This window comes from Collinsella sp. LCP19S3_D5, assembly GCF_052121415.1.
Classification (GTDB): Bacteria; Actinomycetota; Coriobacteriia; order Coriobacteriales; family Coriobacteriaceae; genus Collinsella.
The window spans coordinates 1-23,221 of sequence record NZ_JBQKEH010000015.1 but is presented as its reverse complement, the minus strand read 5'-3'; the positions used below and the strand labels follow the sequence as shown (position 1 = coordinate 23,221).

Here is a 23,221-nt window from a genome sequence, read left to right as displayed (position 1 = left end):
GTAGCTAAAAGAGCCCCGTCCCAAATTAGCTACCCCTGGAGGCTGGTGGCGACGACGGGGCGGCCGAGGGCAGCCTCGAAGCGGGCGGCCATAGCCGGGTCGCTGAGCGTGTCGACTTGGTTGAGTATGACGTGCGCGGCGTCGAGCCTCAGCGCCTGCATCTCGGCATTGAGCACCTGGGCGACGCGCTCGGGCGTGGCGATGTCGGTGGGCTCGCAGCCGCAACGCTCGCAAAAGAGCGCGGGGCGGTGGACGGCTTCGTTGATGGGCTTGTCGAGCCCCGAGGCGCCAACGATCCAGACGATGTTGACCGTGCCAGAGGGAATCACCGGCTCCCAGGCGGCGTGGGCTTTGAGCGGGAGCCGCTTGCTGCCGTCCGCCTCGGCCAAGACGTAGTTAAAGCGCTGTGCCAGCCCGCCGAGCGGCTCGGCGGGGGCAGAGAGCTTGCCCGTCTCGGGGTCCAAGACACCTGCTTGGCAGATGCTTCCCCGCGCAAGGCCCGCGCAGGCCTCGCAGGTGCAACCGGGGACATGTGCGGCGCCCGGCTTCCAAGGTGCGGCGTCCAGGCGACGACTCGACCCGTCCCATGGCACGCCGGCGACGGGAAACATATGCGTGGTGGTGCAGAGGAGCACGCGGCCGCCCGCGCGCATAAGCTCAAGGCCGAGCGCCTTTAGCAAGGTCGACTTGCCGCCGCTGCCGATAATCGCGGTAATGCCCGGCTCGATCCTGAGCGCCGAGGAGAGATTGCCGCTAACCGTTTCCATCTGTTCACCGCCGTATAATACTGTGATAATAAATAATCATTAGAGTAGCGGTCGAACCGCTTTTGCTCTGCTCAAACCGTAGCACAGGGAGGTGCCCCGGAAATGCTCGTTTATGTTCGTGGTGCCGGCGATATCGCCACGGGTGTCGCCGCCCGCTTGGTGCGCGCCGGCGTGTCGGTCGTTATGGCCGATATCGCGGTTCCCACGTGCATCCGTCGCACAATCAGTTTTTGCGAGGCTATTCGCCTGGGCGAGGTCCAGGTCGAGGGCATTCGCGCCCGCTTGGCGCAGACGCCGGCAGAGGCGCTTGCAATTACCCAGGCCGGAGATGTCGCCGTTGTGGTGGATCCCCAGGCCAAGATGCTCAGCGAACTTAAGCCCGCTGCCGTGGTCGACGCGATCCTGGCCAAGCGCAATTTGGGCACCACGCGCGATATGGCGCCTGTCGTCATCGCCGTAGGACCGGGCTTTACCGCGCCGGTCGATTGCGATGCCGTGGTCGAGACCATGCGCGGTCATTTCCTCGGCCGCGTCATCACCCAGGGCTCGCCCCAGCCCAATACGGGCGTGCCGGGTGTCATCGCCGGGTATGGCAAGGAGCGCGTTATCCACAGCCCCGCCGCCGGTGTGTTTAGGTCCGACCGCGCGATCGGCGACATCGTGAGTGCCGGCGATGTGATCGGGTATGCGGGCGACACTCCCATGGTCACGCAGATTGACGGCTGCTTGCGCGGGCTTTTGGCCGACGGCGTTCAAGTCACTGAGGGCTTTAAATGCGCCGATGTCGACCCACGCGGCGACGCCAGCTACATCAACTATATTTCGGACAAGGCGACGTCGGTCGGCGGCGGCGTGCTCGAGGCGCTCGCCATGCTTACCGACGTTTTTAGGGAATAGGAAGCGACGATGGAAAAGCTCGATGTGGTGAATGCTGCGCTTGGCGCTCTGAAGGCCGGTAGGACGTGCGAGCTGGTGGTAGTGGCCGGCACGGCAGGGTCATCGCCGCGCGGCGTGGGCGCCTGGATGGCCGTCTTTGCCGATGGCAGCCAAGCGGGCACCATCGGCGGCGGTAAGATCGAGCTCTTTGCGCTGGACGAGGCGCGCGAGCTGTTGGCCGCAGGGCAGTCGCGCCTGGTCCGCTACACCATGGGCGGCGAGAACTCCGATACCGGCATGATCTGCGGCGGAGCCATCTGCCTGTGCTATCTGCACTTGGATGCATCGCAGGCGCCGTTGTTTCAGGAGGTTGCCGACGTCTTGGCGTATCGACGCATCGGCGACTTCGTCATCGACTTTGAACCGTTTATCGCAAGCGCGCTCGAAAGCGACGCCGCCGAATACCATGGCGAGGAGTCGCGCCGCACCATTGTGGGTTGCCCCGGGCTTTCGCTGACGGAAGAGGGGAGTAAGGTCACCTACACCAACGCCGCCTCCGAGATTCCCCCGGCGCACATCGAGACGCTTTGCCCCGAGGGCCTGACCTACATCTTTGGCTGCGGTCACGTGGGCGCCGCGACGGCGCGCGCGCTCACGGCGGCGGGCTTTGCCGTTGTGGCGTGCGATGACCGCCCCGGCACGCTGACGCCCGAATGGGTGCCCGGCGTCTACGACCGTCGTCTGGTCGACTACAAGAACCTGGACGAGTTATGCCCCATCGGTCCGCGCGATCTGGTAGTCGTCGCCACGGCGGGCCACAAGTCCGATATCGATGTGGTGATTCAGGCCTTGCGCGCCAAGCCCGCCTATTTGGGTTGCCTGGGTTCGCGCCGCAAGACGGCCTTTGTGCGGGCTCGCTTGGAGCAGGAGGGCTTTACGCAGGACCAGATCGACGAGCTGCACCTGCCGATCGGCGTTGCCATTCAGGCCGAGGACCCCGAAGAGATCGCCATCTCCATCGCCGCCGAGATGATCCATCTGCGTCGCACCAAGCTCGTCCCCCGCAAGCGCTAGTCGCATCCCAGGGGTAGCTAATTTGGGACGGGGCTCTTTTAGCTACCCTGCCTGCTCGATGATTTTTCTGGGACGGGGATTAAAAAATCATTAGGTACGCAATGATTTATAAATCCCCGTCCCAGAAAAATCATCTCGAGGCGTTCGCTCACTGTTGGGTAGCTAAAAGAGCCCCGTCCCAAATTAGCTACCCCAGCCCTCTGCCGCATGCGGGTCAAAATGCTACCTGTGCCATATGCCCTATAATGTCCGCCCGTTGGGCGGCATAGGGCCGCTGCCTAGGGTATGGGAGGCGCAAATGGCAGAGTCGGTGGCAGGGGACGCCCTGTTCGAGCGTACGGGAAGAGTTTCGTTTGTGCAGGTATTGCCCCATGCACTGCAGCATGTGCTGGCGGCATTCGCGGGTATCGTCACGCCCGCTATCATCATCGCGTCGGTCTGCGGCTTCACGCCTCAAGAGGAAGCCGCCGTCATTCAGGCGTCGCTCGTCCTCTCGGCGCTTGACATTTTCCTTCAACAGTTCCCCATAAAAGGCATCGTCGGCTCGGGCTTGCCCATCGTGATGGGCGCGAGCTTTACCTTCGTGCCGGCACTTAAAGCGGTCGGTCTTGAGCTTGGTTTCGAGGCCGTGCTGGGCGCTCAAGTTATCGGCGGCGCGCTCGTCGTGCTCTTTGGTCTTTTGTTTAAGCGCGTGAGCTTTCTGTTCCCAGCTCCGGTGCTCGGCACCGTCATCTTTGTCATTGGCCTGTCGCTGTGCCCGGTTGCCGTGGCGTCCATGGCAGGCGGGGAGGGCGCGGCCGATTTTGGCAGCGTCACCAACTGGACCGTCGCGCTCGTGACGTTTGTCGTCACCTTTATGGTCGGTAACTACGGCAAGGGCGCGCTCAAGCTGGGCAGCATCCTGGCCGGTATCTGCGCAGGTTTTGTCGTTGCGGCGGTGTTGGGCATGGTCGACTTCTCGGCTGTCGCGACTGCAAGTTGGTTTGCCCCACCGGCGTTTGGCGCCCATCGTCTGGTGTTCGATCCAGCGGCGTGCGCCGTGGTGGGCGTTGTGGCCATCGTGAACGCCGTGCAGGTTATGGGAGAGTTTGCCGCCGTGTCCTCTGCGGCGCTCGATACCCCCGCGACCGATAGTCAGATCTCGGGCGGATTGATCGCCAATGGTCTCGTCGGTATGCTCTCGGGCTTTTTGGGCGGCGTCCCCACGGCAACCTTTGGCCAGAATGTGGGCATCATCGCCGAGAACAAGGTCGTCAACCGTATGGTCTTTACGCTCGCAGCAGCCATTCTGCTCGTCGCGGGCCTGCTGCCCAAGTGCGCGGCAGTGCTCACGTCCATTCCGCAACCGGTGATTGGCGGCGCCACCATTGGCGTGTTCGCAACCATCGGCATGAACGGTGTGGTCATGTTTTCCCGCCACGGCCTGTCTCAGCGCGATACCACGCTCATGGGTCTCTCTATCGCCTTTGGCACGGGCATTGAGCGCACGGCCGGCGCACTTGCCGGCGCTGGATTCCCCGCATGGGTCGACACCGTCTTTGGCGGATCCTCCATTGCCGTCGCCGCACTTGTCGCCGTCGTCCTCAACCTGGTCCTGCCTCGCCAAAAATAACGCCTCATATATGAGTTGCGGTGAAATACGGATTGTTTAAGCCGGTTAAGCCGTCAAACAGTCCCTATTTCACCGCAACTGTTTTTTGGGACCCATTTGTGCGGGGGAGTTGTGGAGTTGTGCAGGCAGACGATGTTTTTCTGGAAATACGCGCCCAATGCGCGTATAGTACCGATTGTTTTGTCGGCTCCTGCTGCGTCGAGTCCAAACCGCGAAATGCCATGAGCGGCGCGGATGCAGTCAGGAGGCACGAGGACAACCCACCGTGGCCACGCCCCGTGCTTAAAACCCCAAGAAGGAGTGAACAATGGCAGAAGAGAAGTATGTGCCGCGTCTGAAGGCCAAGTACAACAACGAGGTCAAGCAGCAGCTTCAGGACAAGTTCCAGTACGAGAACGTCATGATGATCCCCAAGTTTGAGAAGATCGTCGTGAACATGGGTGTCGGCGAGGCCGCTACCGATTCCAAGGCCATCGACGGTGCCGTGCGCGACCTGCGCGCCATCACCGGCCAGCAGCCGATGATCACCCGTGCCCGCAAGTCCATCGCTACCTTCCGCCTGCGCGCTGGTATGCCGATCGGCTGCAAGGTTACCCTGCGTGGCGACCGTATGTGGGAGTTCTTCGATCGTCTGACCTCCGTCGCTATCCCCCGTATCCGCGACTTCCGCGGCATCTCCGCCAAGAGCTTCGACGGCCGTGGTAACTTCTCCATGGGCGTCACCGAGCAGCTCATCTTCCCCGAGATCGACTTTGACTCCGTCGATCACCAGCGTGGTATGGACATCACTTTCGTGACCACCGCCAACACCGATGAGGAGGCCAAGGCCCTTCTGGACGCCTTTGGTTTCCCGTTCAAGAAATAGGTTCACCTGCCCTATAAGCGCCGTTCCCACAAGGGGGCGGCGCTTGGGGCGAACAATACTCTATGTGAGGAGGATATAAGTGGCTAAGACATCGATGATCGTCAAGTGCAATCGCAAGCAGAAGTTCTCTACTCGTGAGTACACGCGCTGCCAGCGCTGCGGCCGTCCGCACTCTGTGTACCGCAAGTTCGGCCTGTGCCGTGTCTGCTTCCGCGAGCTTGCACTCAAGGGCGAGCTTCCCGGCGTTAAGAAGGCCAGCTGGTAAGTCACTACCAGCGTTTCAAGCATCCGTTTGGAACAGGGAAAACGTGCTAGTTAGGCTTTGCCGTTAAGGGCGGCGAAGAACCAAGAGCACGTGTTCATCAAGAACGAAGGAGAATCTGTATGAACCTTACAGACCCGATCGCAGATATGCTTACGCGCATTCGTAACGCTAACTCTGTGAACAAGGCCACGGTCTCCATGCCGAGCAGCAAGAAGCTCGTCGAGATCGCTCGTGTTCTGCACGAGGAGGGCTACATCGAGGGCTACGATGTCGAGGACACCGTTCCCCAGAAGACTCTGCACATCACGCTTAAGTATGGTCCCAAGAAGGCTAAGGTCATCAACGGCATCCGCCGCATTTCCAAGCCGGGCCTGCGTAAGTACACCGGCGTTGCCGACATGCCCCGCGTCCGCGGTGGCCTTGGTACCGCCATTATTTCCACCAGCCATGGCGTCATGACCGACCGCGATGCTCGCAAGCACAACGTCGGCGGCGAGATCATCGCTTACGTCTGGTAATTCGCTCGGTAGGTAGAAGGAAAGGAGATCACCGTGTCTCGTATCGGTAATAAGCCTGTCCAGATTCCCGCCGGAGTCGAAGTGGCAGTCAACGGCAACAACGTTGTCGTCAAGGGTCCCAAGGGCCAGCTCGAGCTCGATGTCTATGAGAAGCTCGCTATCAACATCGAGGACAACGTCCTCACCGTTTCCCGTCCCGACGACGAGCGTGAGACCCGTGCCCGCCACGGCCTCACCCGCGCCCTCATCCACAACATGGTTGTTGGCGTTTCCGAGGGCTTCGAGAAGAAGCTCGAGCTCGCCGGCGTCGGTTACCGCGTGCAGCAGAAGGGCAAGAACCTCGAGTTCTCCCTGGGCTTCTCGCACCCCGTGATCGTCGAGGCTCCCGAGGGTATCACCTTCGAGGTTCCCGACAACACCCACGTGAACGTCAAGGGTATCAACAAGCAGCAGGTCGGTCAGATCGCCGCTGAGATCCGCGGCCATCGTCCTCCCGAGCCTTACAAGGGCAAGGGTATCCACTACGTTGGCGAGCACATCCGCCGCAAGCTGGGTAAGGCCGCCAAGTAGTCGTAACCGACTCACTCGCATAAGACCAGCACCCCGTTAGGTGCTGGCAAGATCAACCTTTTTAGGAGTTTACGTATGAACAAGCATAAGGCGAAGCTGGAAGGCCTCAAGCGTCGTCAGCGTCGTGTTCGCGGCAAGATCTCGGGTACCGCCGAGCGTCCGCGTCTTCGCGTGACCCGTACTAACGCCAACATCTATGCCCAGATCATCGACGACAGCAAGGGCTCCAGCCTGACGCTCGTCTCTGCCTCGACCCTCGAGGCCGAGTTCAAGGGCACCCACACCTCGAACAAGGAGGCTGCGGAGAAGGTCGGTCAGCTCGTTGGCAAGCGTGCCATCGAGGCCGGCATCACCAAGGTCGCCTTCGATCGCGGTGGCCGTATCTACCATGGCCGCGTCAAGGCCCTCGCCGACGGTGCTCGTGCCGCCGGTCTCGAGTTCTAGGAGGTATGTAGCACATGGCTCGTAATCAGAAGCAGCAGCGCGAGGCCTCCGAGTTCGAGGAGCGCGTCGTTTACATCAACCGCGTGTCGAAGACCGTCAAGGGCGGTCGTCGCATGAGCCTCGTCGCTCTCGTCGTCGTTGGCGATGGCAAGGGCAACGTCGGCGTTGGCATGGGCAAGTCCGCTGAGGTGCCCATGGCCATCTCCAAGGCGTCTCTCGATGCCAAGAAGAACATGTTCCACGTGCCGGTGACCGAAGAGGGCACCATTCCGCACGAGGTTATCGGCCACTTTGGTGCCGGCCGCATCATCATCAAGCCCGCTGTCGAGGGTACCGGCGTTATCGCCGGCGGCGCTGTGCGTCCCCTCTTTGAGCTTGCTGGCATCAAGAACGTCCTGTCCAAGTCCCTCGGTACCGACAACGGCCTCAACATCATCAAGGCTGCCGTCGAGGGCCTCAAGGAGCTCTCCAGCCCTGAGGACGTCGCGGCTCGCCGTGGCCTGACGGTCTCCGAGATGTTCGTCGGTAAGGAGAACTAAGCATGGCTGACACCATCAAGATCAAGCAGGTCCGCAGTACCAACGGTTGCAAGCAGGACCAGGTCCGTACTGTCCGTGCCCTCGGTCTCCACAGGATCCGCGAGGTTCGCGAGATTACTGACAACGAGTCCGTCCGCGGCATGATCTTCAAGGTCAAGCACCTTGTCGAGATTGTAGAGGAGTAGCAAATGCAGCTTCACGATCTTACTCCCGCGCCCGGTTCCACCAAGAACCGCAAGCGCGTTGGCCGTGGCAATTCTTCGGGTCACGGCACCACTTCTGGCCGCGGCCAGAAGGGCCAGGGCTCTCGCTCTGGCGGCACCAAGGGTGCCGGCTTCGAGGGTGGCCAGACTCCGCTGGCTATGCGCCTGCCCAAGCTTCCGGGCTTCCGCAACCCCCGTCGTATCGAGTACACCGCTGTTAACGTTGAGCGTCTCGAGCGTAAGTTCGAGGATGGCGCTGTGATCGACGGTGCCGCTCTTAAGGCCGCTCGCATCACCAAGAGCGAGTTCGAGCCCGTCAAGGTGCTCGGCAATGGTGAGCTTACCAAGAAGTTCACGGTCAAGGTCGACAAGGTCAGCGCTTCTGCGCAGGCCAAGATCGAGGCCGCCGGCGGAAAGGTCGAGCTGCCGTGCTAAATGGTCTTAAGAATGCTTTCCGCATCAAAGAACTGCGCGAAAAGATTCTTTTTACCATAGCTATGCTCGTCGTGTACCGCATTGGTGCGCACGTTCCTGTGCCCGGCATTCCCTTCCAGGGGATGCTGGGCCTTTTCTCGACCGATAACAATTCGGTCGCCGCAGGTGCTATGGCCCTCCTGAATCTTTTCTCTGGCGGCGCGTTGAGCTATGTGTCGGTGTTTTCGCTGGGCATCATGCCTTACATCACCAGCTCGATCATCCTCCAGATGCTCCAGGCCGTTGTGCCTTCCCTGCATGAGCTTGCCCGCGAGGGCGAGGTCGGTCAGACCAAGATTACGCAGTATTCGCGTTACCTCACCCTGGCTCTGGCAATCCTCAACTCCGTGGGTTACCTCTTCCTCTTTAAGAGCTTCGGCATCAGCTTTAATGGCGCCGCCGCTCCCGAGATCATCTTCGACCTCATGATCGTCGGCACGCTCACCGCGGGCGCCATGCTGATCATGTGGATTGGTGAGCTCATTACCCAGCGTGGTATCGGCAATGGCATGTCGCTGATCATCTTTGCGAACATCATGGCCGGTCTGCCGCAGGCGATCTTCTCCAGCACCGAGGGCAATGGCGGTGGCATCATCACTATGGTGATCATCTGCGCCATCATCCTGCTGGTTATCCCGCTGATTGTTTTCCTTGAGCGCGGCCAGCGCCGCATTCCGGTCTCCTACGCTAAGCGCGTCGTGGGCCGTCGCATGATGGGTGGCCAGACCACCTACCTGCCCATCAAGGTCAACACCGCGGGTGTCGTGCCGATCATCTTCGCTTCGGCGCTGCTGTACTTCCCGGCTCAGGTTGCCGTGTTCTTCCCCGGCATCGGCTGGATTCAGGCAGTTGCCTCTGCGCTTTCGACCGGTTGGCTCAACTGGGTGCTTAACGTTGTCCTCATCGTGTTCTTCGCGTACTTCTACACCTCCATGGTGTTCAATCCCGATGACACGGCCGACAACCTTAAGAAGCAGGGCGGCTTTATTCCGGGCGTTCGTCCGGGTAGGGCTACCGCGGCCTACATCAAGAACGCGCTCAACAAGATTACGCTTCCCAGCGCTGTCTTTTTGGCGCTCATCGCCATCGTGCCTTCGATCATCTTCTCCTTCACGGGCAATCAGCTGATCCAGGCATTTGGCGGCACGTCCATCCTCATCATGGTCGGCGTCGTGCTCGACACGGTCGACAAGCTCGAAGGCCAGATCAAGATGTATGATTACGATGGATTCTTTAAATAGGCTAGAGGAGGATTGCTCATGAACCTCGTATTGCTCGGAGCTCCGGGTGCCGGTAAGGGCACCGTTGCACAGGAGCTCGTCGCCGAGTTTGGCGTCGCCCACATTTCCACGGGCGATCTGCTGCGTGCTGCCGTCAAGGGCGGCACCGAGCTTGGTATTCAGGCTAAGAAGTACATGGACGCTGGCGAGCTCGTTCCCGACCAGCTCGTGATCGACCTTGTCAAGGAGCGCCTTGCCGCCGATGACGCCCAGCAGGGTTTCATCCTCGACGGCTTCCCGCGCAACACCGCCCAGGCTGTGACGCTCGATTCCGAGCTCTCCGCCATGGGCCGCGAGATCGACTGCGCCCTTCTGGTCGACGTGGCCCCCGAGGTCATTATCGATCGTCTGTCTTCGCGTCGCACCTGCCGCGCCTGCGGTTACACCGGCACTGCTGCCGATGTTACCTGCCCCAAATGCGGCGGCGAGATGTATCAGCGCGACGACGATAAGCCCGAGACCATCAAGAACCGTCTCGACGTCTACGAGAAGTCCACGAGCCCGCTTGTCGATTACTATCGTGGCCAGGGTCTGCTCAAGTCGGTCAACGGTGACCAGGCTCGCGAGACCGTATACGGGGATGTCAAAGAGGCCCTCGGTCTATGATTAAGATTAAGTCTGCAACGCAAATCGAGCAGATGAAGAAGGCAGGAGCGCTATCTAAGATGGCGCTCCGCCACGTTGGAGCCATGGTGCGCCCCGGCGTTTCGACTTTTGAGCTCGATCAGCTCGCGGAGCAGATTATCCGCATGCATGGCGGCACCCCGGCCTTTAAGGGTTACGGCGGGTTCCCGGGGACCATTTGCGCATCGATCAACGATGCCGTGGTCCACGGTATTCCCAACCCCGATATGATCCTGCGCGATGGCGATATCATCTCTATCGATACGGGAGCCGTTGTCGACGGTTGGGTTGGCGATAACGCATGGACGTTTTTCGTCGGCACCCCTACGCCCGAGGCCAAGGCCCTGTGCGAGGTTACGCGCGATTGCCTTAAGGCTGCCATTGAGCAGGCTGTTCCCGGTAACCATATCGGGGATGTTGGTTATGCCGTCCAGTCCCTCGCCGAGTCTCACGGTTATGGCGTGCTTCGTGACTATGTGGGTCATGGCATTGGCCGCGTGATGCACGAGGACCCCAACGTTCCTAACTATGGAAAGAAGGGGAGGGGCGTTCGCCTCCAGGCCGGTATGGTCATTGCCATCGAGCCGATGGTAACGATGGGTTCCAACCATGTGAGCACGGGCTCCGACGGTTGGATCGTCACCACCAACGACCACCTGCCCGCCGCGCACTACGAGAACACCGTCGCCATCACCAATGACGGTCCGGTGATTCTCACCACCGATGCGCAAGGATCCTGGTGTTCGCTCCAAGGCGGAGAAATGTAAAAGTCGCCGCCCCCTGATGCCCAACCTCGCCTTTCAATTTCGAAGGCATGACCCCAAGGTCTATGCCTTCTCATTTCAAGGCGATCTTGGGCATCAGGGAACGGCTTTGTTTTACATTTCAAATGTAACAAGTTCCACGTAGTTGTGGAGCCATTACGAAGTTATTACGATGCGTGTATACGTGTTGTAGAATACTCAATCGCTGTCGTTTTCTAGAGAAAGATGATTGCTTGTGAAGAAGGAAGACGCAATTGAGCTCGAGGGTACGGTAAAGGAACCGTTGCCCAATGCCATGTTTAAGGTCGAGCTCGAGAACGGTCATTCGGTTCTGTGCAACATTTCTGGCAAGATTCGAATGAATTACATCCGTATTCTCCCCGGTGACAGGGTTGTCGTGGAGCTTTCCCCGTACGACCTGACCCGCGGCCGCATCACCTATCGCTACAAATAGCGGCACGCATACACGCACTCTATTTCCGACTGCAGGCTTAGCTCAACCTACGGTCGGATTGTGTGTGAAGACCAGCCATAGTTTTAAACGCCTGCGGCTGGGCGAGTAGATAGTAGGGAAGTAGTTTGAGCGCTACCGAAAGGAAGAACGATGAAGGTACGTCCTTCGGTCAAGAAGATGTGCGATAAGTGCAAAATCATTAGGCGCCATGGCAAGGTCCTCGTCATTTGCGAGAACCCCCGTCATAAGCAGCGTCAGGGTTAAGAGAGGAGACTACGTTGGCCCGTATTAATGGTGTCGACCTCCCGCGTGAGAAGCGCGTTGAGATCGGTCTGACCTACATTTACGGCATCGGCCGCACCACTGCGACGAAGATTTGCGTCGAGTGCAACGTTAACGTGGATACGCGCGTTAAGGACCTCACCGAGGATGAGGTTAACGCCATCCGCGAGTATATCGACAAGAACCAGATCATGGTTGAGGGCGACCTCCGCCGTGAGCGCAACCAGAACGTCAAGCGCCTTATGGACATCGGCTGCAACCGCGGCCTTCGTCACCGCAAGGGCCTCCCGGTCCGCGGCCAGCGCACCCACACTAACGCTCGTACCCGCAAGGGCCCGAAGCGTCAGATCGGTGCTAAGAAGAAGAAATAAGGAGCGCTAGATAGATGGCTACTGCTAAGAAGAACGTTCGCGCTGCCCGTCTGAAGCGCGCGGACCGTAAGAATATTTCCGTGGGCCAGGCTCACATCCGTTCTACGTTCAATAACACGATCGTTTCGATCACCGATCCCCAGGGCAACGTCATTTCCTGGAAGTCGGCTGGCCAGGTGGGCTTCAAGGGCTCCCGTAAGTCCACGCCGTTCGCTGCCCAGATGGCTGCCGAGGCTGCTGCCAAGCAGGCCATGGAGCACGGTATGAAGAAGGTTTCCGTCTTCGTCAAGGGCCCCGGCTCCGGTCGTGAGACCGCCATCCGCTCCCTCCAGGCTGCTGGCCTCGAGGTCTCGAGCATTCAGGACAAGACCCCCATCCCGCACAACGGCTGCCGCCCCAAGAAGCGTCGCCGCGTGTAACTGAAAGGATCGTATCAATATGGCAATCGACAGGACTCCTGTTCTTAAGCGCTGCCGTCAGCTCGGGATCGATCCCGCTGAGCTCGGTTACAGCAGCAAGAAGGAATCTATCCGTCAGCCCAAGCGCCGTCGCAAGGAATCTGAGTACGGCATGCAGCTGCGTGAGAAGCAGAAGGTCAAGTTCATCTATGGCGTTCTGGAGAAGCAGTTCCACGGCTACTTCAACAAGGCCCGTAAGATGAACGGCGTCACCGGTGAGAACCTCATGATCATCCTTGAGTCTCGCCTCGACAACGTTGTTTTCCGTCTTGGCTTCGCTCGCACCCGTAAAGAGGCTCGTCAGTCCGTCCGTCACGGTCACTTCACCGTGAACGGCAAGCGCGTGGACATCCCGTCCTACCGCGTCAAGGCCGGCGACGTCGTCGCTGTCGGCGAGAAGTTCCGTGACCTCCTCCCCATCAAGGAGGCTCTGATTTCCTCCGAGCGCTTTGAGGTCCCTGGCTGGCTTGAGGTCGATATCGAGAAGCTGTCTGGTAACGTGCTCGCTCTGCCGACGCGTGAGCAGATCAGCGGTGATATCAACGAGCAGCTCATCGTCGAGCTCTACTCTAAGTAGTCCATCCGGGCTGCTGAGGCTGGAGGTAATACATGTCAGAATTCATTAGGCCTCAGGTTCAGGTCGAAGAGATCAACGAGACGTCTGCTCGTGTCTCCGTCGAGCCGCTCGAGCGCGGTTACGGTGATACGCTGGGCAACTCCCTGCGTCGCGTTCTTCTGTCCTCGCTCGAGGGTGCCGCCGTCGAGGCTATTCAGATCGATGGTGCGCAGCACGAGTTCATGACCATCCCTAACATGGTCGAGGATGTCACTGACATCGTCCTGAATGTCAAGGGTCTTGTCTTCAGGGCTCTCGGCACGACCGACGAGGCGACCGCCACCATCTCGGTTGACGGCCCCTGCGAGGTCACCGGTGCGGACTTCTTTATTCCGTCCGAGTTTGAGTTGGTCAACCCCGAGCAGCACATCGCTACGCTCACCGAGGGTGGCCATCTCACCATGAGCATGCGCATCGGCTATGGCCGCGGCTATGTCTCTGGCGAGGCCAACAAGCGCGACAACGATCCCATCGGTGTGATCCACGTCGACTCGCTGTACTCGCCGGTATCCCGTTGCGCCAAGCTCGTTGAGGCTTGCCGTGTCGGTCAGCACACCGACTACGACCGCCTTGTCCTCGAGATCGAGACCAACGGCTCCATCGCCCCGCGCGACGCCGTGGTCCAGGCTGCCAATATCATCAACCAGCATATGGCTGCCTTTATGAACCTTGCCGAGACCCCCGAGGTCGAGGAGGAGGTTTCGATCTTCGCTCCCGAGGTCACCAACGACAACGCCGAGCTGGACAAGCAGATCGAGGATCTGGACCTTTCTGTCCGTTCCTACAACTGCCTTAAGCGTGCCAGCATTCACTCGGTCCGTCAGCTCGTTGAGTTCTCGGAGAACGATCTTCTGAACATCCGCAACTTCGGTGTTAAGTCGATCGAGGAAGTGAAGGACAAGCTTGAGTCCATGGGCCTGAGCCTGAAGGCTTAATGCTTCGCATATTTGAGGAGAAACTAGACCATGCGTCACAACGTTAAGAAGGGCCTGAAGCTCGGCACCGATGCGAGCCACACCAAGGCCATGAAGAAGAGCCTGGCCAAGGCCCTCTTCGAGAACGACCGCATCAAGACCACCGAGACCCGCGCTAAGGCGCTGCGTTCGGTTGTCGAGCCGATCATCACCTGGGCCAAGAAGGGCGACCTGCACTCTCGTCGTCTGGCTATCGCCAAGCTCGGCGATAAGCAGCTCGTTGCCGAGATCTTCGACAAGGCTGCTCAGGGCATGTGGCAGGATCGCAACGGCGGTTACACCCGCATCATGAAGCTCGGTAACCGTAAGGGCGACAACGCTCCCATCGTTATCATGGAGCTCGTCACCGAGCCTTGCACGCCCAAGGCCAAGAAGGCTGCTCCGGCCCCCAAGAAGGCCGCTGCTCCCAAGAAGGTCGAGGCTGTCGAGGAGACCGCTGCCGAGGAGGCTCCTGCTGAGGAGACCGCTGAGTAGACAATTCGTCTGCATAGGCTATATTCGAGGGGTACGTTCGCGTACCCCTCTTTTTTTGTCGCGATATCGTTGTTTGTTTGTTGGGAGCGCCCATGACCGCGCCGTCTGATTTCAATTTGACTCCAGAGCTCGATGCCACGTTGGTGTTTCGTGTTGCCTATGACGGCTCGTCCTATAGCGGATTTGCCGAGCAGCCGGGGCAGACGACGGTTGCCGGAGAGCTGCGTCTTGCCATAGAGACGCTCTTGCGCCGCTCAGTCGATTTGACGTGTGCCGGGCGCACCGATGCAGGGGTGCATGCGGTGGCCCAATACATCAGCGTGCCCGTTACGGACGCTGAGCTCGCTTTAACGCGCCGCAGGTGGCTGCGAGCTATGGATGCGCTGCTGCCCAAAGATATCGCCGTTAATGAGGTCTACAAGGCCCGTAAGGGCTTTTCTGCGCGTTTTGACGCACGTTCTCGGACCTATACCTACCGCATTGCCGATCGCGATGCGCGTCCGGTGCTATCGCGTGGTGCGGTATGGTGGCATCGTTATCCTTTGGACGTGGATGCGATGGCAGCCGCCTGCCCAGCGCTTTTGGGCGAACAGGACTTTAAGAGCTTTTGTAAGGTCGCTTCTGCCGTGGGCAAGCCAACGCATCGTTGCGTGATGCTTGCCGAGTTTGGCCATGAGGTCGCCTTTGGCGAGGATATCCTTACGTTTACCATCGAGGGCAATGCGTTTTTGCATTCGATGGTGCGCACCATCGTGGGAACGCTCGTCGAGATCGGCATGCATCGCCGCGATCCCGAGTGGATGCGCGAGGTGATTGACGCTTGCGATCGTACTGCTGCGGGTCCCACGGCGCCGGCGTGCGGCCTTACCTTTATGGGCGTAGATTATGACCCCACCGAGCTCGTCGCGCTCGAATAGGGGGGAAGCGAGAGCCATCTAAGTATGCTGCTCGTGTGGGCGAGCCGTGTGCAACATCTGTTCTTGGCGTGCAGCGCATCGGGCGACTCATTGCGTTTATTGCCGGGGTGTACCATGAACGGCAGTTGATTATTGCTGTCGAGAGGATGGATAACTTGCTTCGACGTGGCTCGCTTCCGCGACTTTCGGTGATCCTTGTTGTGGAGGGTTCGCCCAGCTACGCGATGCGCGCACTCGAAAGCGTCCAAAACCAAGACCTCTACGATATGCAGATTGTCGTTGCATGTCGCAACGCTGCGCCGGGCGTTCGTCATTCGCTCGATGTTGCCGCGGGCAGAGATATTCACATCGATTTGATAGACGTTGACGATCCGTCGAGCGGAGCTTGCCTTCGCGAGGGTTTTGCCGCTTCGCGCGGGGCCCACATTATCGCAATGAGCGCCGATGAGTGGTTTGCGCCGCACGCGTTTTTGGCAATGCTCGATGTCGCTTGTGAGACCTCGGCAGATATCGTATTTCCCTCGGTGTCGCTCGATCGCTACGATACGCATCGGGAACGCCATTCTCGTATGTTGGACGCGCAATCCATTGCCCTTGCCGACGATGGAGACCGGGCTTCAGGCCTGGCCAAGCTGGTCGAGAGCGGTCTGGTTTGTCAACATTCCGGCGTGATGTATGAACGCTCCCTGTTTGAGTTGTGTCTGCAGCATGCCGAGTCGTATCGTGCGATCGCCTTTTTGGCGCCTGCCCTTTCGCATGCGGAACGCGTATTTGGGTGCGCCGAAGCTTGTTTCCATACGGCCGCGCCATCGGTTGCGGATTCATTCGACCCCACCATGTTCTCGCGACTTTCCGACGACGCCAAGGCGCTTGAAGAGCTTTGCGTGCCATTTGACGCAATAGATGACGATAACCATCTAAAGCTGGCCTGCCAACGGTTTTACTATGGCCGCTTGGTTGCTTGTATCGAGAATTTGTGCCTGAGCCCCCATGGGGTGTCTTCAATTGAGCGCACGGCACGATTGCGTGATATGCTCAATGACGTGCGGACCCGCCAGATGGCGGTGGCCCTTAAGGGAGAGCGCCGAGGCCTTGGGCTTTTGTTTGGGCCGATTGCCAACGTTAAGCCTATGCGCTGCGTTATGTATGCGCATCTGGCTGCTTTTTTGAACAGAACGGGCGCAAGGATAGCCTAGCTGTGTCATATTCGCAAATAATTTGCATATAATTGTTTCGAAATGCGTTCTTATTCACAAATAGCCTCAAATAGCGCTAAACTATTCAATCACTGATAGATTGTCTTCGCCATCTATGGAGTGAGGTTTTATATGGCTAAAAAACGCAACGGGCGCCAGGATGCCATCAGAGATATCGTGCGCAATAAAGACGTGCGTACGCAGCGCGTGCTGGTGGACGAACTCCGCGCCATGGGCTTTGATTGCACGCAGGCGACGGTTTCGCGTGACATCGCCGATATGGGGCTGCGCAAACTGCCCGAGGGCATCTATGTTCTGGCTGAGGACCTGCACCTGCAGCGCATGGTCTCCGAGCTGGTTACCGGTGTGTTGCGCACCGACAACCTGGTTATGATTAAGGCTCAGCCCGGCACCGCCTCGGGCATTGCCGCGGCTGTCGATGCGGCCGAGCTGCCCGATGTGCTCGGGTCGCTTGCCGGCAATGACACGATTTTGGTTATCGCTCAGACTGCCGAGGATGGCGAACGCCTCGAAGCGCTGATTAACAAGCTCAGTGCCGCGCGTAAATAGCTATACGCGCGTAAACAACGCCAGCTAAGACGGCAGAAATACAGGGGCGTCGGTTTTGAGCCGACGCCCTTTTTGTGGCGGTCCTGTCGTGGCATCTCGATTGCGCGCGATATGCCATGTATGTCCCAACAAAAAGCGCCCGAGCATTTGAGCTGCTCGGGCGCTTTGCTATCTACTGACCTGTGGAGGGATCGGGGGTCGGGCTAGGGCTGGGATCGGGGGTCGGGCCAGGGTCGGGGCTGGGGCTGGGGCTGGGATCGGGGCTGGGGCTGGGGTCGGGAGTAGGGGTGGTACTGCCGCCATCGCCTTCGCCGCCGGTGTTGCCGCCCTCGTTGCCGCTCCCGCCGGTGGTCTCCGTCTCTTCTTCCTCGTCTTCGTCCTTATCCTCGTCCTCTTCCTTCTTCTTGTTGTTTGTGCCGTAGAACTTCCAGACGTTATTGTTCTTGTACGTGGGAGCCGTTCCGGTCGGGAACTCCTCGCGCTCGGCGCCCGCAAGAACGGTGTTCATGAACTTCTTAAAGACGGGCAGGTTGGTGCTGTCGCCCAGCAGGTCCGAACCGTACTTTTGGATGGGAATCTCGCCTGCGGAATAACCGGTCCACAGGGCGCATGCCAGTTGCGGCGTGTAGCCGCAGAACCACAGGTTGGTGGTGTTGTCGGTGGTGCCCGTCTTGCCGGCATAGGGCTGGTTGACGCTCAGCGCGCCGGCGGCACCCGTGCCGCTGCCCTGCATGACGCCGGATAGAACGTCGGTAACCGCGGCAGCCTCACCTTCGGTGAGCACCCGCGTGGGATTGTCGGTGTGCTGGTACAGAACCGAGCCGGTACGCGAGTCGATCTCGGTGATGGCGATCGGCTGGCGATAATAGCCGCCGTTGGCAAAAGCGGCGTAGGCCGATGCCATCTCGAGCGGTGAGATGGACCCGGTGCCGAGCGTCATGACGGGAACGTCCTCGATATTGTCCTTGGCGGGATCGATGCCGAGCTTTTTGACGAGCGACATGATCTTGTCATTGCCGATGGCTTCGGCCACCTGAATATAGCCGGTGTTGGATGAGTATGCCGTTGCCTGCTTAAGCGTGATGTTGCCATAGCTCTGGTTGCCATAGTTTTGCACCTCGGTCGTGGTGCCCTTGGCCTTGAGTGGCGAGTTGCAGTTGAGAATGACGTTGGGGTTCATGCCGTTTTGGATGGCAGTTGCCAGCGTAAAGGCCTTAAACGTGGAGCCCACGGGGCGCTTTGCCGTAGCGTGGTTCACGTGATTCTCGTCGGCGTTGTAGTCGTAGCCGCCCACCATGCACTTGATGTAGCCGGTCTTGGGGTCAACGACAACCATGCCCATGTCCAGGCCATCGAGCGAAAGCGTGTCGAGCTGGGCGCGCACAGCCTCCTCGGCTACCTGCTGCATGGTGGGGTCGATGGTGGTCTTAACAGTCAGGCCACCCTTAAAGAGTACGTCGGTGGAGAACTCCTGCTCGAGCAGCTGTTTGACATAGGAGACAAAGTAGGGCTGTGAGTATACGTCGACGCCGCTGCCCGAGATCTCGGTCACGTTGAGGGTGATGGGCTCAGCCTGCGCGGCATCGTGCTCTTCCTGCGTGATGTGGCCCAGGCGCAGCATGTTGTCGAGCACCTTATTGCGGCGGGACAGCGCCAGGTCGGGATTGACCGTGGGGTCGTACTGTGAAGGCGAGTTGGGCAGACCGATGAGCAGCGCGGCCTCGCTCAGGGTGAGGTCGGAAGCACTCTTGGAGAGGTAGGTCTCGGCGGCGGCCTCGATGCCATAGGCGCCGTGGCCATAGTAAATGGTGTTGAGGTACATCATGAGGATCTCGTCTTTGGAGTACATGTCCTCCATCTTGATGGCGATATAGGCCTCGCGCACCTTACGCTCGATGGTCGAGTCGAACTGCTCCTCCTGCAGGATGGTGTTGCGCACCAGCTGCTGGGTGATGGTCGAGGCTCCTTCGTGGCCGCCGGCAAGGGTTGCCACCGAGGCACGCGCGATGCCCAAGAGGTCGATGCCGCCGTGCTCGTAGAAACGCTCGTCCTCGACGTCGATCGTGCCCTGCAGGACGTACGGGGAGACCTGGTCCTTGGTGATGGACTTGCGGTTTTGGGTATAGAAGCTGGCGATCTTGTTGCCGTTGCAGTCAACAATCTCGGTAGGCTCGCTGACCAGATAGGCGTTGGCGTCGGTGTAGTCGGGCAGGTCGGACAGCCAGCGGTTGACGTTGCCGATCATGCCGATGCCAAATGCTACGCCCGCGATGAGCAAAAAGCCCAAAAGCGAAAGCAGGATGACGGGCAGGACGTGCGTCTTAGAGCGACCGTGTCCCTGTCGTTGGCGAGGACCCATATGTTGACCTCCAAGTATGTCGTGCCAGGCGGCGGGTATGCGTCGGGCAGGATGGACATAAGTTATTACACGATAAACCAATCGAGCCGCGCGAAGCCTCGTGTATGCTGGTTGACGGCAATTAACAGAGTGATTGCATACCTTGGTAAGGAGTTTGCCGATGGCGATTTGGGCGACGGAGCCTAGCAGACAATGCGGGAATGGGACGCCAACATCGGGTCTGGCACTGCCCGAGCTGTTGGCTCCGGCTGGCGGGCTCAATCAGATGCTCGCCGCGATCGCGGCAGGTGCCGATGCCATTTATGCCGGGTTGAGCGGATTTAACGCCCGCGTGAGTGCGCACGGGTTTAGTGACGACGAATTTGCGCGCGGGTGTGCCGTGGCGCACGCCCATGGTGTGCGCGTGTACGTGACGCTCAACGTATTCGTGTTCGACGACGAGCTGTCCGAAGCCGTGGCACTGGGGGCACATGCGCATGCGCTGGGCGCCGATGCGCTGATCGTGGCAGATGCGGGCCTAGCCCGCGCGCTGCATGCGGCAATTCCGGGGGTCGAGATTCATCTGTCCACCCAAGCGGGCGTCCATAGCAAGGGGGCTGTGCGTTTGGCGGCTGACGAGTTGGGGGTCGAGCGCGTGACGACGGCGCGCGAGCTGACCGTGGCAGAGATTGCGATGCTCTGCGCTACCGGTGTGCCCATCGAGGTGTTCTGCCATGGCGCCATATGCATTGGCTATTCGGGCGCGTGCGAGTTTTCGGCCCTGCGGCGCGGACGGTCGGCGATGCGTGGCGACTGCACGCAGCCGTGCCGCCTGGCATACGATTTGGTGGATGAGGCTGGGGAGAGCGTCGTTGCCGTCGAAGGCGATCGTCTGCTCTGCCCGCGTGACTATCTGGGCATTGCTCATTTACCCGAGCTTGTTGCTGCCGGGGTGGCGTCGCTCAAGATCGAGGGGCGTATGAAGAACCCCGACTACGTCTACAACGTGGTGCGGGCGTGGCGCCGGGCGCTCGATATGCTGCGTGATGGCGCGTGGGATCCCGATGCCGTGCAGGCGCTCGAACGTGAGCTGGGAAGGTCGTTTAACCGCGGGTTTACCGACGCGTATCTGCGAGGCCTCTCGGGCGCGGAGCTTATGAGTTTTGAACGCGCGATCAACCAGGGCGTGCGTGTGGGCCGTTTGGTTGCCGTGGGACATGAGGAGGTGACCGTCGAGCTCGATGCCGCCGTGGCGGCGGGCGATACGCTCGAGATCAGGTTTTACCCGGGCGCCGACGCGCGTCCCGATGTACCTAAACGCTGGCCGCAAGTTCCCTGCCCGGTGGATGCCGAGGCGGGGGAGCGCATCGTTGTCCATTGCAAGCGCAAGGTCGACGCGGGCTGCGAAGTGTATCTGATTCGCAGTGCTGGTGTGCTTGAGCAAACGGCGGCGGCACTGGAGCGCATGCGGGCCGAGGCCGATGCGGTCGTGCTTGCGAAACGCGCTGTCGAGACGCTGCCGTTTGCGGGCGTTCTGATGGATAGCGGAACGCAGCCGGAAGAACCTGCAGAGTCTGTCGCCGCTCGCTTGGTCTTTGCCTGGCAGCTGATGGACCAGGACCCGAACGAAGAGCTCGACCTGTCCGGTGCGACTGTTGTGCTCGACGAGGTCTGCCGTGTGGGCGATATCGAGCGGACTCGGTCGCTCATGCAGCGCGCCGGCCGCATCGTCTGTCGTAATCTGGGACAAGTGGCGATAGCTCGCGAACTGCGCGTCGTCTTTGACGTGGCAGCGCCGGTGTTCTGTGCGAACCGGGCAACGCTCGCCTGGTTGCGAGGGCTTGGGGCGCAGCGCGTGTTTTTGCCTGCCGAACTTGTCGCTCACGATGCGAAACGCGTTGCCGAGCTTGCCGCCTGTCCTGGCGTCCTGGGCACCGTCGATACCGATCGTCCCGAGCTCATGGTGTGCGAGCACTGCCTGCTGACCGCCGAGGGCGTCTGTGCCACCGATGCGACGGGACAGGCCTGTTGCCGCGACTGCTTGCGTCGCCGGCAGACGCGCTATCTGGTTGAGCGTGACGGTACACGTCTGCCAGTTGCCATCGACGCATACGGCAGGACGAGGATTTTCCTGTCGTAGGTGCTGTGTCGCGTCAGTTTGTTATCATATGAGAGTTTATGGACTTCCAGCACCGCCGTTTTCGGCGAGGGTGCTATAGCAAAAGGAGGATACCCAATGCTGTCTGTTGACGAGCAAATGCGTATCATCACCTCGGGCGCCGCGAAGATCGTCCCCGAGGCCGACCTTCGTAAGAAGCTTGAGAAGGGTGAGCCCCTCAACATCAAGCTCGGCGTCGATCCCACCAGCCCCGACCTGCACCTGGGACACGCCGTGCCCCTGCGCAAGATGCGCCAGTTCCAGGACCTGGGCCATAACGTCACCCTGATCATCGGCAACGGTACCGCGCTGATCGGCGATCCTTCGGGCAAGAACTCCACCCGCCCGCAGCTTTCTCAGGAGCAGATCGAGGCCAACGCCGAGACCTACGTGAGCCAGGCCATGAAGATCTTGGACCCCGAGAAGACCACCATCGTGCACAACGGCGACTGGATCTTGTCGATGGACCTGGCCGGTCTGCTGCAGGTGTGCTCCAAGTTCACCGTCGCCCGCATTCTTGAGCGCGATGACTTTACCAAGCGCTATCAGTCACAGACTCCGATCGCCCTGCACGAGTTCCTGTATCCCGTGATGCAGGCATACGATTCGGTCATGATCAAGGCTGACGTGGAGATGGGCGGCACCGACCAGCTTTTCAACCTGCTCGCCGGCCGTGAGCTCATGGAGAAGATGGGCATGGAGCCGCAGATCGCGCTCACCATGCCGCTGCTCGAGGGCACCGATGGCGTCCGTAAGATGTCCAAGTCCTATGGCAACTACATCGGTCTGACCGACGCGCCCAAGGATATGTTCGGCAAGACCATGTCCATCCCCGACGAGATGATCGGCAAGTACTACCGCCTGGCGAGCTCGCTCACCCCGGCCGAGGTCGACAAGATCGACGCTGCCCTGGCCGATGGCTCTGCCGATCCCTATGAGCTCAAGCGCGCTCTGGGCCGCGACCTGTGCGACACCTACCACGGCGCCGGTGCCGGCGACGAGGCTCAGGCCGAGTTCGACCGCGTGTTCAAGGAGGGCCAGCTCGCCGACTTCCCCGAGAAGCATGTTGAACTGACCGTAAACGACGAGGGCCAGATTTACCTTGCCGGCCTGCTCAAGGACCTGGGTCTTTCGGCCAGCGCCGGCCAGGCTCGTCGCGACATTGACGGCGGCGGTGTCAAGATCAACGGCAAGGCCGTGGCTCCCAAGAGCTACAACATCGACCCCAGTGCCCTCAAGCTGGGCGACACCCTCTCCGTGGGCAAGCGCAAGGGCTTCAAGTTGATTTAGTTACGCGGTTTTACCAAACCGCGTAACGGCTCGACGCTGCAAGCCCGCCAGAGCGGCAATCTGCCTTTCAACTTCGGCGGCATGACCAAAAGGTCAATGCCGCCTCGTTTCAAGGCGCCTTGCTCGCTCTGGCGGGTTTTCGCTCATATGACCCAATCCGCTGTCAAGAGCCACAATGGCCCCGCCGACCGCTTGCAATCGGTCGGCGGGGCCTGCCGTTGAACCCGTCCCGGTCCGCCCCCGGCATG

28 protein-coding genes are annotated in these 23,221 nt (G+C 60.0%); 26 read left to right on the top strand and 2 right to left on the bottom strand.

Annotation, left to right across the window (positions count from 1 at the left end; all coding sequences use genetic code 11):
• Positions 1-29 precede the first annotated feature (29 nt).
• A complete protein-coding gene (gene yqeC, locus ACTQXO_RS07125) occupies positions 30-767 on the bottom strand; it encodes a selenium cofactor biosynthesis protein YqeC (RefSeq protein ID WP_441032344.1) in 738 nt (245 codons plus the stop codon).
• A gap of 102 nt (positions 768-869) precedes the next feature.
• Between yqeC and yqeB the strand changes: the two genes are divergently transcribed.
• The 24 genes from yqeB (at position 870) to ACTQXO_RS07005 (ending at position 17,187) form a co-directional block, all read left to right on the top strand.
• Positions 870-1,664 (top strand): selenium-dependent molybdenum cofactor biosynthesis protein YqeB, encoded by a 795-nt coding sequence (yqeB, locus tag ACTQXO_RS07120; protein WP_441032341.1) that lies wholly within the window; start codon positions 870-872, stop codon positions 1,662-1,664.
• Between the two features lie 9 nt (positions 1,665-1,673).
• Positions 1,674-2,717, top strand: a complete 1,044-nt coding sequence (locus ACTQXO_RS07115) for an XdhC family protein (RefSeq protein WP_441032338.1) — start codon at positions 1,674-1,676, stop codon at positions 2,715-2,717.
• A 298-nt stretch (positions 2,718-3,015) separates the two neighbouring features.
• Entirely contained in the window at positions 3,016-4,329 is a 1,314-nt protein-coding gene (locus ACTQXO_RS07110; RefSeq protein WP_441032335.1) for a uracil-xanthine permease family protein, read from the top strand.
• Between the two features lie 307 nt (positions 4,330-4,636).
• Positions 4,637-5,194 carry a 50S ribosomal protein L5 gene (gene rplE, locus ACTQXO_RS07105; protein WP_154516073.1) on the top strand — a complete coding sequence of 186 codons (558 nt, stop codon included), beginning with the start codon at positions 4,637-4,639 and terminating at the stop codon, positions 5,192-5,194.
• 79 nt (positions 5,195-5,273) lie between these two features.
• Positions 5,274-5,459, top strand: a complete 186-nt coding sequence (locus tag ACTQXO_RS07100) for a type Z 30S ribosomal protein S14 (protein WP_022094280.1) — start codon at positions 5,274-5,276, stop codon at positions 5,457-5,459.
• 119 nt (positions 5,460-5,578) lie between these two features.
• Entirely contained in the window at positions 5,579-5,977 is a 399-nt protein-coding gene (rpsH, locus tag ACTQXO_RS07095) for a 30S ribosomal protein S8 (RefSeq protein WP_006235262.1), read from the top strand.
• 33 nt (positions 5,978-6,010) lie between these two features.
• Entirely contained in the window at positions 6,011-6,547 is a 537-nt protein-coding gene (gene rplF, locus ACTQXO_RS07090) for a 50S ribosomal protein L6 (RefSeq protein WP_370450587.1), read from the top strand.
• Positions 6,548-6,622: 75 nt separating this feature from the next.
• Positions 6,623-6,991, top strand: coding sequence for a 50S ribosomal protein L18 (gene rplR, locus ACTQXO_RS07085; RefSeq protein WP_118270231.1), 369 nt, complete (start codon positions 6,623-6,625; stop codon positions 6,989-6,991).
• A gap of 14 nt (positions 6,992-7,005) precedes the next feature.
• The gene (gene rpsE / locus ACTQXO_RS07080) at positions 7,006-7,530 is read left to right on the top strand and encodes a 30S ribosomal protein S5 (RefSeq protein ID WP_154516070.1); all 525 of its coding nucleotides are present in this window, start codon (positions 7,006-7,008) and stop codon (positions 7,528-7,530) included.
• A gap of 2 nt (positions 7,531-7,532) precedes the next feature.
• Positions 7,533-7,715 carry a 50S ribosomal protein L30 gene (rpmD, locus tag ACTQXO_RS07075; RefSeq protein WP_154516067.1) on the top strand — a complete coding sequence of 61 codons (183 nt, stop codon included), beginning with the start codon at positions 7,533-7,535 and terminating at the stop codon, positions 7,713-7,715.
• A gap of 3 nt (positions 7,716-7,718) precedes the next feature.
• Complete coding sequence (gene rplO, locus ACTQXO_RS07070) at positions 7,719-8,168, top strand: 50S ribosomal protein L15 (RefSeq protein ID WP_006235267.1); 450 nt, start codon at positions 7,719-7,721, stop codon at positions 8,166-8,168.
• Positions 8,162-9,448, top strand: coding sequence for a preprotein translocase subunit SecY (gene secY / locus ACTQXO_RS07065; protein WP_370450586.1), 1,287 nt, complete (start codon positions 8,162-8,164; stop codon positions 9,446-9,448). The genes rplO and secY overlap by 7 nt, the downstream gene beginning before the upstream one ends.
• An 18-nt stretch (positions 9,449-9,466) precedes the next feature.
• Positions 9,467-10,093 (top strand): adenylate kinase, encoded by a 627-nt coding sequence (locus ACTQXO_RS07060; RefSeq protein WP_347486596.1) that lies wholly within the window; start codon positions 9,467-9,469, stop codon positions 10,091-10,093.
• Positions 10,090-10,878, top strand: coding sequence for a type I methionyl aminopeptidase (map, locus tag ACTQXO_RS07055; protein ID WP_329738298.1), 789 nt, complete (start codon positions 10,090-10,092; stop codon positions 10,876-10,878). The genes ACTQXO_RS07060 and map overlap by 4 nt, the downstream gene beginning before the upstream one ends.
• Before the next feature lie 232 nt (positions 10,879-11,110).
• Positions 11,111-11,329, top strand: coding sequence for a translation initiation factor IF-1 (gene infA, locus ACTQXO_RS07050; protein ID WP_035137443.1), 219 nt, complete (start codon positions 11,111-11,113; stop codon positions 11,327-11,329).
• A 150-nt stretch (positions 11,330-11,479) separates the two neighbouring features.
• On the top strand, positions 11,480-11,593 hold the full coding sequence (gene rpmJ, locus ACTQXO_RS07045) for a 50S ribosomal protein L36 (RefSeq protein ID WP_006363204.1): 114 nt from the start codon (positions 11,480-11,482) through the stop codon (positions 11,591-11,593).
• A 14-nt stretch (positions 11,594-11,607) separates the two neighbouring features.
• Positions 11,608-11,982, top strand: a complete 375-nt coding sequence (rpsM, locus tag ACTQXO_RS07040; protein ID WP_154516058.1) for a 30S ribosomal protein S13 — start codon at positions 11,608-11,610, stop codon at positions 11,980-11,982.
• 14 nt (positions 11,983-11,996) lie between these two features.
• Entirely contained in the window at positions 11,997-12,401 is a 405-nt protein-coding gene (gene rpsK / locus ACTQXO_RS07035; RefSeq protein ID WP_006235274.1) for a 30S ribosomal protein S11, read from the top strand.
• A 19-nt stretch (positions 12,402-12,420) separates the two neighbouring features.
• Complete coding sequence (rpsD, locus tag ACTQXO_RS07030) at positions 12,421-13,017, top strand: 30S ribosomal protein S4 (protein ID WP_006235275.1); 597 nt, start codon at positions 12,421-12,423, stop codon at positions 13,015-13,017.
• A gap of 32 nt (positions 13,018-13,049) precedes the next feature.
• Positions 13,050-13,991, top strand: a complete 942-nt coding sequence (locus ACTQXO_RS07025; protein WP_154516055.1) for a DNA-directed RNA polymerase subunit alpha — start codon at positions 13,050-13,052, stop codon at positions 13,989-13,991.
• A gap of 30 nt (positions 13,992-14,021) precedes the next feature.
• Complete coding sequence (rplQ, locus tag ACTQXO_RS07020; protein WP_271742473.1) at positions 14,022-14,504, top strand: 50S ribosomal protein L17; 483 nt, start codon at positions 14,022-14,024, stop codon at positions 14,502-14,504.
• Between the two features lie 92 nt (positions 14,505-14,596).
• Positions 14,597-15,421: a tRNA pseudouridine(38-40) synthase TruA gene (gene truA / locus ACTQXO_RS07015; RefSeq protein ID WP_441032320.1), complete on the top strand. Its 825-nt coding sequence runs from the start codon at positions 14,597-14,599 to the stop codon at positions 15,419-15,421.
• Between the two features lie 35 nt (positions 15,422-15,456).
• A complete protein-coding gene (locus ACTQXO_RS07010) occupies positions 15,457-16,617 on the top strand; it encodes a glycosyltransferase (protein ID WP_441545588.1) in 1,161 nt (386 codons plus the stop codon).
• 132 nt (positions 16,618-16,749) lie between these two features.
• Positions 16,750-17,187, top strand: a complete 438-nt coding sequence (locus ACTQXO_RS07005; protein ID WP_154516043.1) for an arginine repressor — start codon at positions 16,750-16,752, stop codon at positions 17,185-17,187.
• 172 nt (positions 17,188-17,359) lie between these two features.
• Here ACTQXO_RS07005 and ACTQXO_RS07000 read toward each other — a convergent pair whose 3' ends face one another.
• Positions 17,360-19,546, bottom strand: a complete 2,187-nt coding sequence (locus ACTQXO_RS07000) for a transglycosylase domain-containing protein (protein WP_441545587.1) — start codon at positions 19,544-19,546, stop codon at positions 17,360-17,362.
• A 160-nt stretch (positions 19,547-19,706) separates the two neighbouring features.
• Between ACTQXO_RS07000 and ACTQXO_RS06995 the strand changes: the two genes are divergently transcribed.
• Together ACTQXO_RS06995 and tyrS are read left to right on the top strand one after the other, a co-directional pair.
• Entirely contained in the window at positions 19,707-21,665 is a 1,959-nt protein-coding gene (locus ACTQXO_RS06995; RefSeq protein WP_441545586.1) for a U32 family peptidase, read from the top strand.
• 96 nt (positions 21,666-21,761) lie between these two features.
• On the top strand, positions 21,762-22,973 hold the full coding sequence (tyrS, locus tag ACTQXO_RS06990; RefSeq protein ID WP_117769435.1) for a tyrosine--tRNA ligase: 1,212 nt from the start codon (positions 21,762-21,764) through the stop codon (positions 22,971-22,973).
• Positions 22,974-23,221: the final 248 nt, after the last annotated feature.

Bases quoted from the DNA above. Each gene is read 5' to 3' on its own strand.
- yqeC (WP_441032344.1), bottom strand. From the start codon at position 767: ATGGAAACGGTTAGCGGCAATCTCTCCTCGGCGCTCAGGATCGAGCCG.
- yqeB (WP_441032341.1), top strand. From the start codon at position 870: ATGCTCGTTTATGTTCGTGGTGCCGGCGATATCGCCACGGGTGTCGCC.
- ACTQXO_RS07115 (WP_441032338.1), top strand. From the start codon at position 1,674: ATGGAAAAGCTCGATGTGGTGAATGCTGCGCTTGGCGCTCTGAAGGCC.
- ACTQXO_RS07110 (WP_441032335.1), top strand. From the start codon at position 3,016: ATGGCAGAGTCGGTGGCAGGGGACGCCCTGTTCGAGCGTACGGGAAGA.
- rplE (WP_154516073.1), top strand. From the start codon at position 4,637: ATGGCAGAAGAGAAGTATGTGCCGCGTCTGAAGGCCAAGTACAACAAC.
- rpsH (WP_006235262.1), top strand. From the start codon at position 5,579: ATGAACCTTACAGACCCGATCGCAGATATGCTTACGCGCATTCGTAAC.
- rplR (WP_118270231.1), top strand. From the start codon at position 6,623: ATGAACAAGCATAAGGCGAAGCTGGAAGGCCTCAAGCGTCGTCAGCGT.
- rpsE (WP_154516070.1), top strand. From the start codon at position 7,006: ATGGCTCGTAATCAGAAGCAGCAGCGCGAGGCCTCCGAGTTCGAGGAG.
- rpmD (WP_154516067.1), top strand. From the start codon at position 7,533: ATGGCTGACACCATCAAGATCAAGCAGGTCCGCAGTACCAACGGTTGC.
- rplO (WP_006235267.1), top strand. From the start codon at position 7,719: ATGCAGCTTCACGATCTTACTCCCGCGCCCGGTTCCACCAAGAACCGC.
- ACTQXO_RS07060 (WP_347486596.1), top strand. From the start codon at position 9,467: ATGAACCTCGTATTGCTCGGAGCTCCGGGTGCCGGTAAGGGCACCGTT.
- map (WP_329738298.1), top strand. From the start codon at position 10,090: ATGATTAAGATTAAGTCTGCAACGCAAATCGAGCAGATGAAGAAGGCA.
- rpmJ (WP_006363204.1), top strand. From the start codon at position 11,480: ATGAAGGTACGTCCTTCGGTCAAGAAGATGTGCGATAAGTGCAAAATC.
- rpsK (WP_006235274.1), top strand. From the start codon at position 11,997: ATGGCTACTGCTAAGAAGAACGTTCGCGCTGCCCGTCTGAAGCGCGCG.
- rpsD (WP_006235275.1), top strand. From the start codon at position 12,421: ATGGCAATCGACAGGACTCCTGTTCTTAAGCGCTGCCGTCAGCTCGGG.
- ACTQXO_RS07025 (WP_154516055.1), top strand. From the start codon at position 13,050: ATGTCAGAATTCATTAGGCCTCAGGTTCAGGTCGAAGAGATCAACGAG.
- rplQ (WP_271742473.1), top strand. From the start codon at position 14,022: ATGCGTCACAACGTTAAGAAGGGCCTGAAGCTCGGCACCGATGCGAGC.
- truA (WP_441032320.1), top strand. From the start codon at position 14,597: ATGACCGCGCCGTCTGATTTCAATTTGACTCCAGAGCTCGATGCCACG.
- ACTQXO_RS07005 (WP_154516043.1), top strand. From the start codon at position 16,750: ATGGCTAAAAAACGCAACGGGCGCCAGGATGCCATCAGAGATATCGTG.
- ACTQXO_RS07000 (WP_441545587.1), bottom strand. From the start codon at position 19,546: ATGGGTCCTCGCCAACGACAGGGACACGGTCGCTCTAAGACGCACGTC.
- ACTQXO_RS06995 (WP_441545586.1), top strand. From the start codon at position 19,707: ATGGCGATTTGGGCGACGGAGCCTAGCAGACAATGCGGGAATGGGACG.
- tyrS (WP_117769435.1), top strand. From the start codon at position 21,762: ATGCTGTCTGTTGACGAGCAAATGCGTATCATCACCTCGGGCGCCGCG.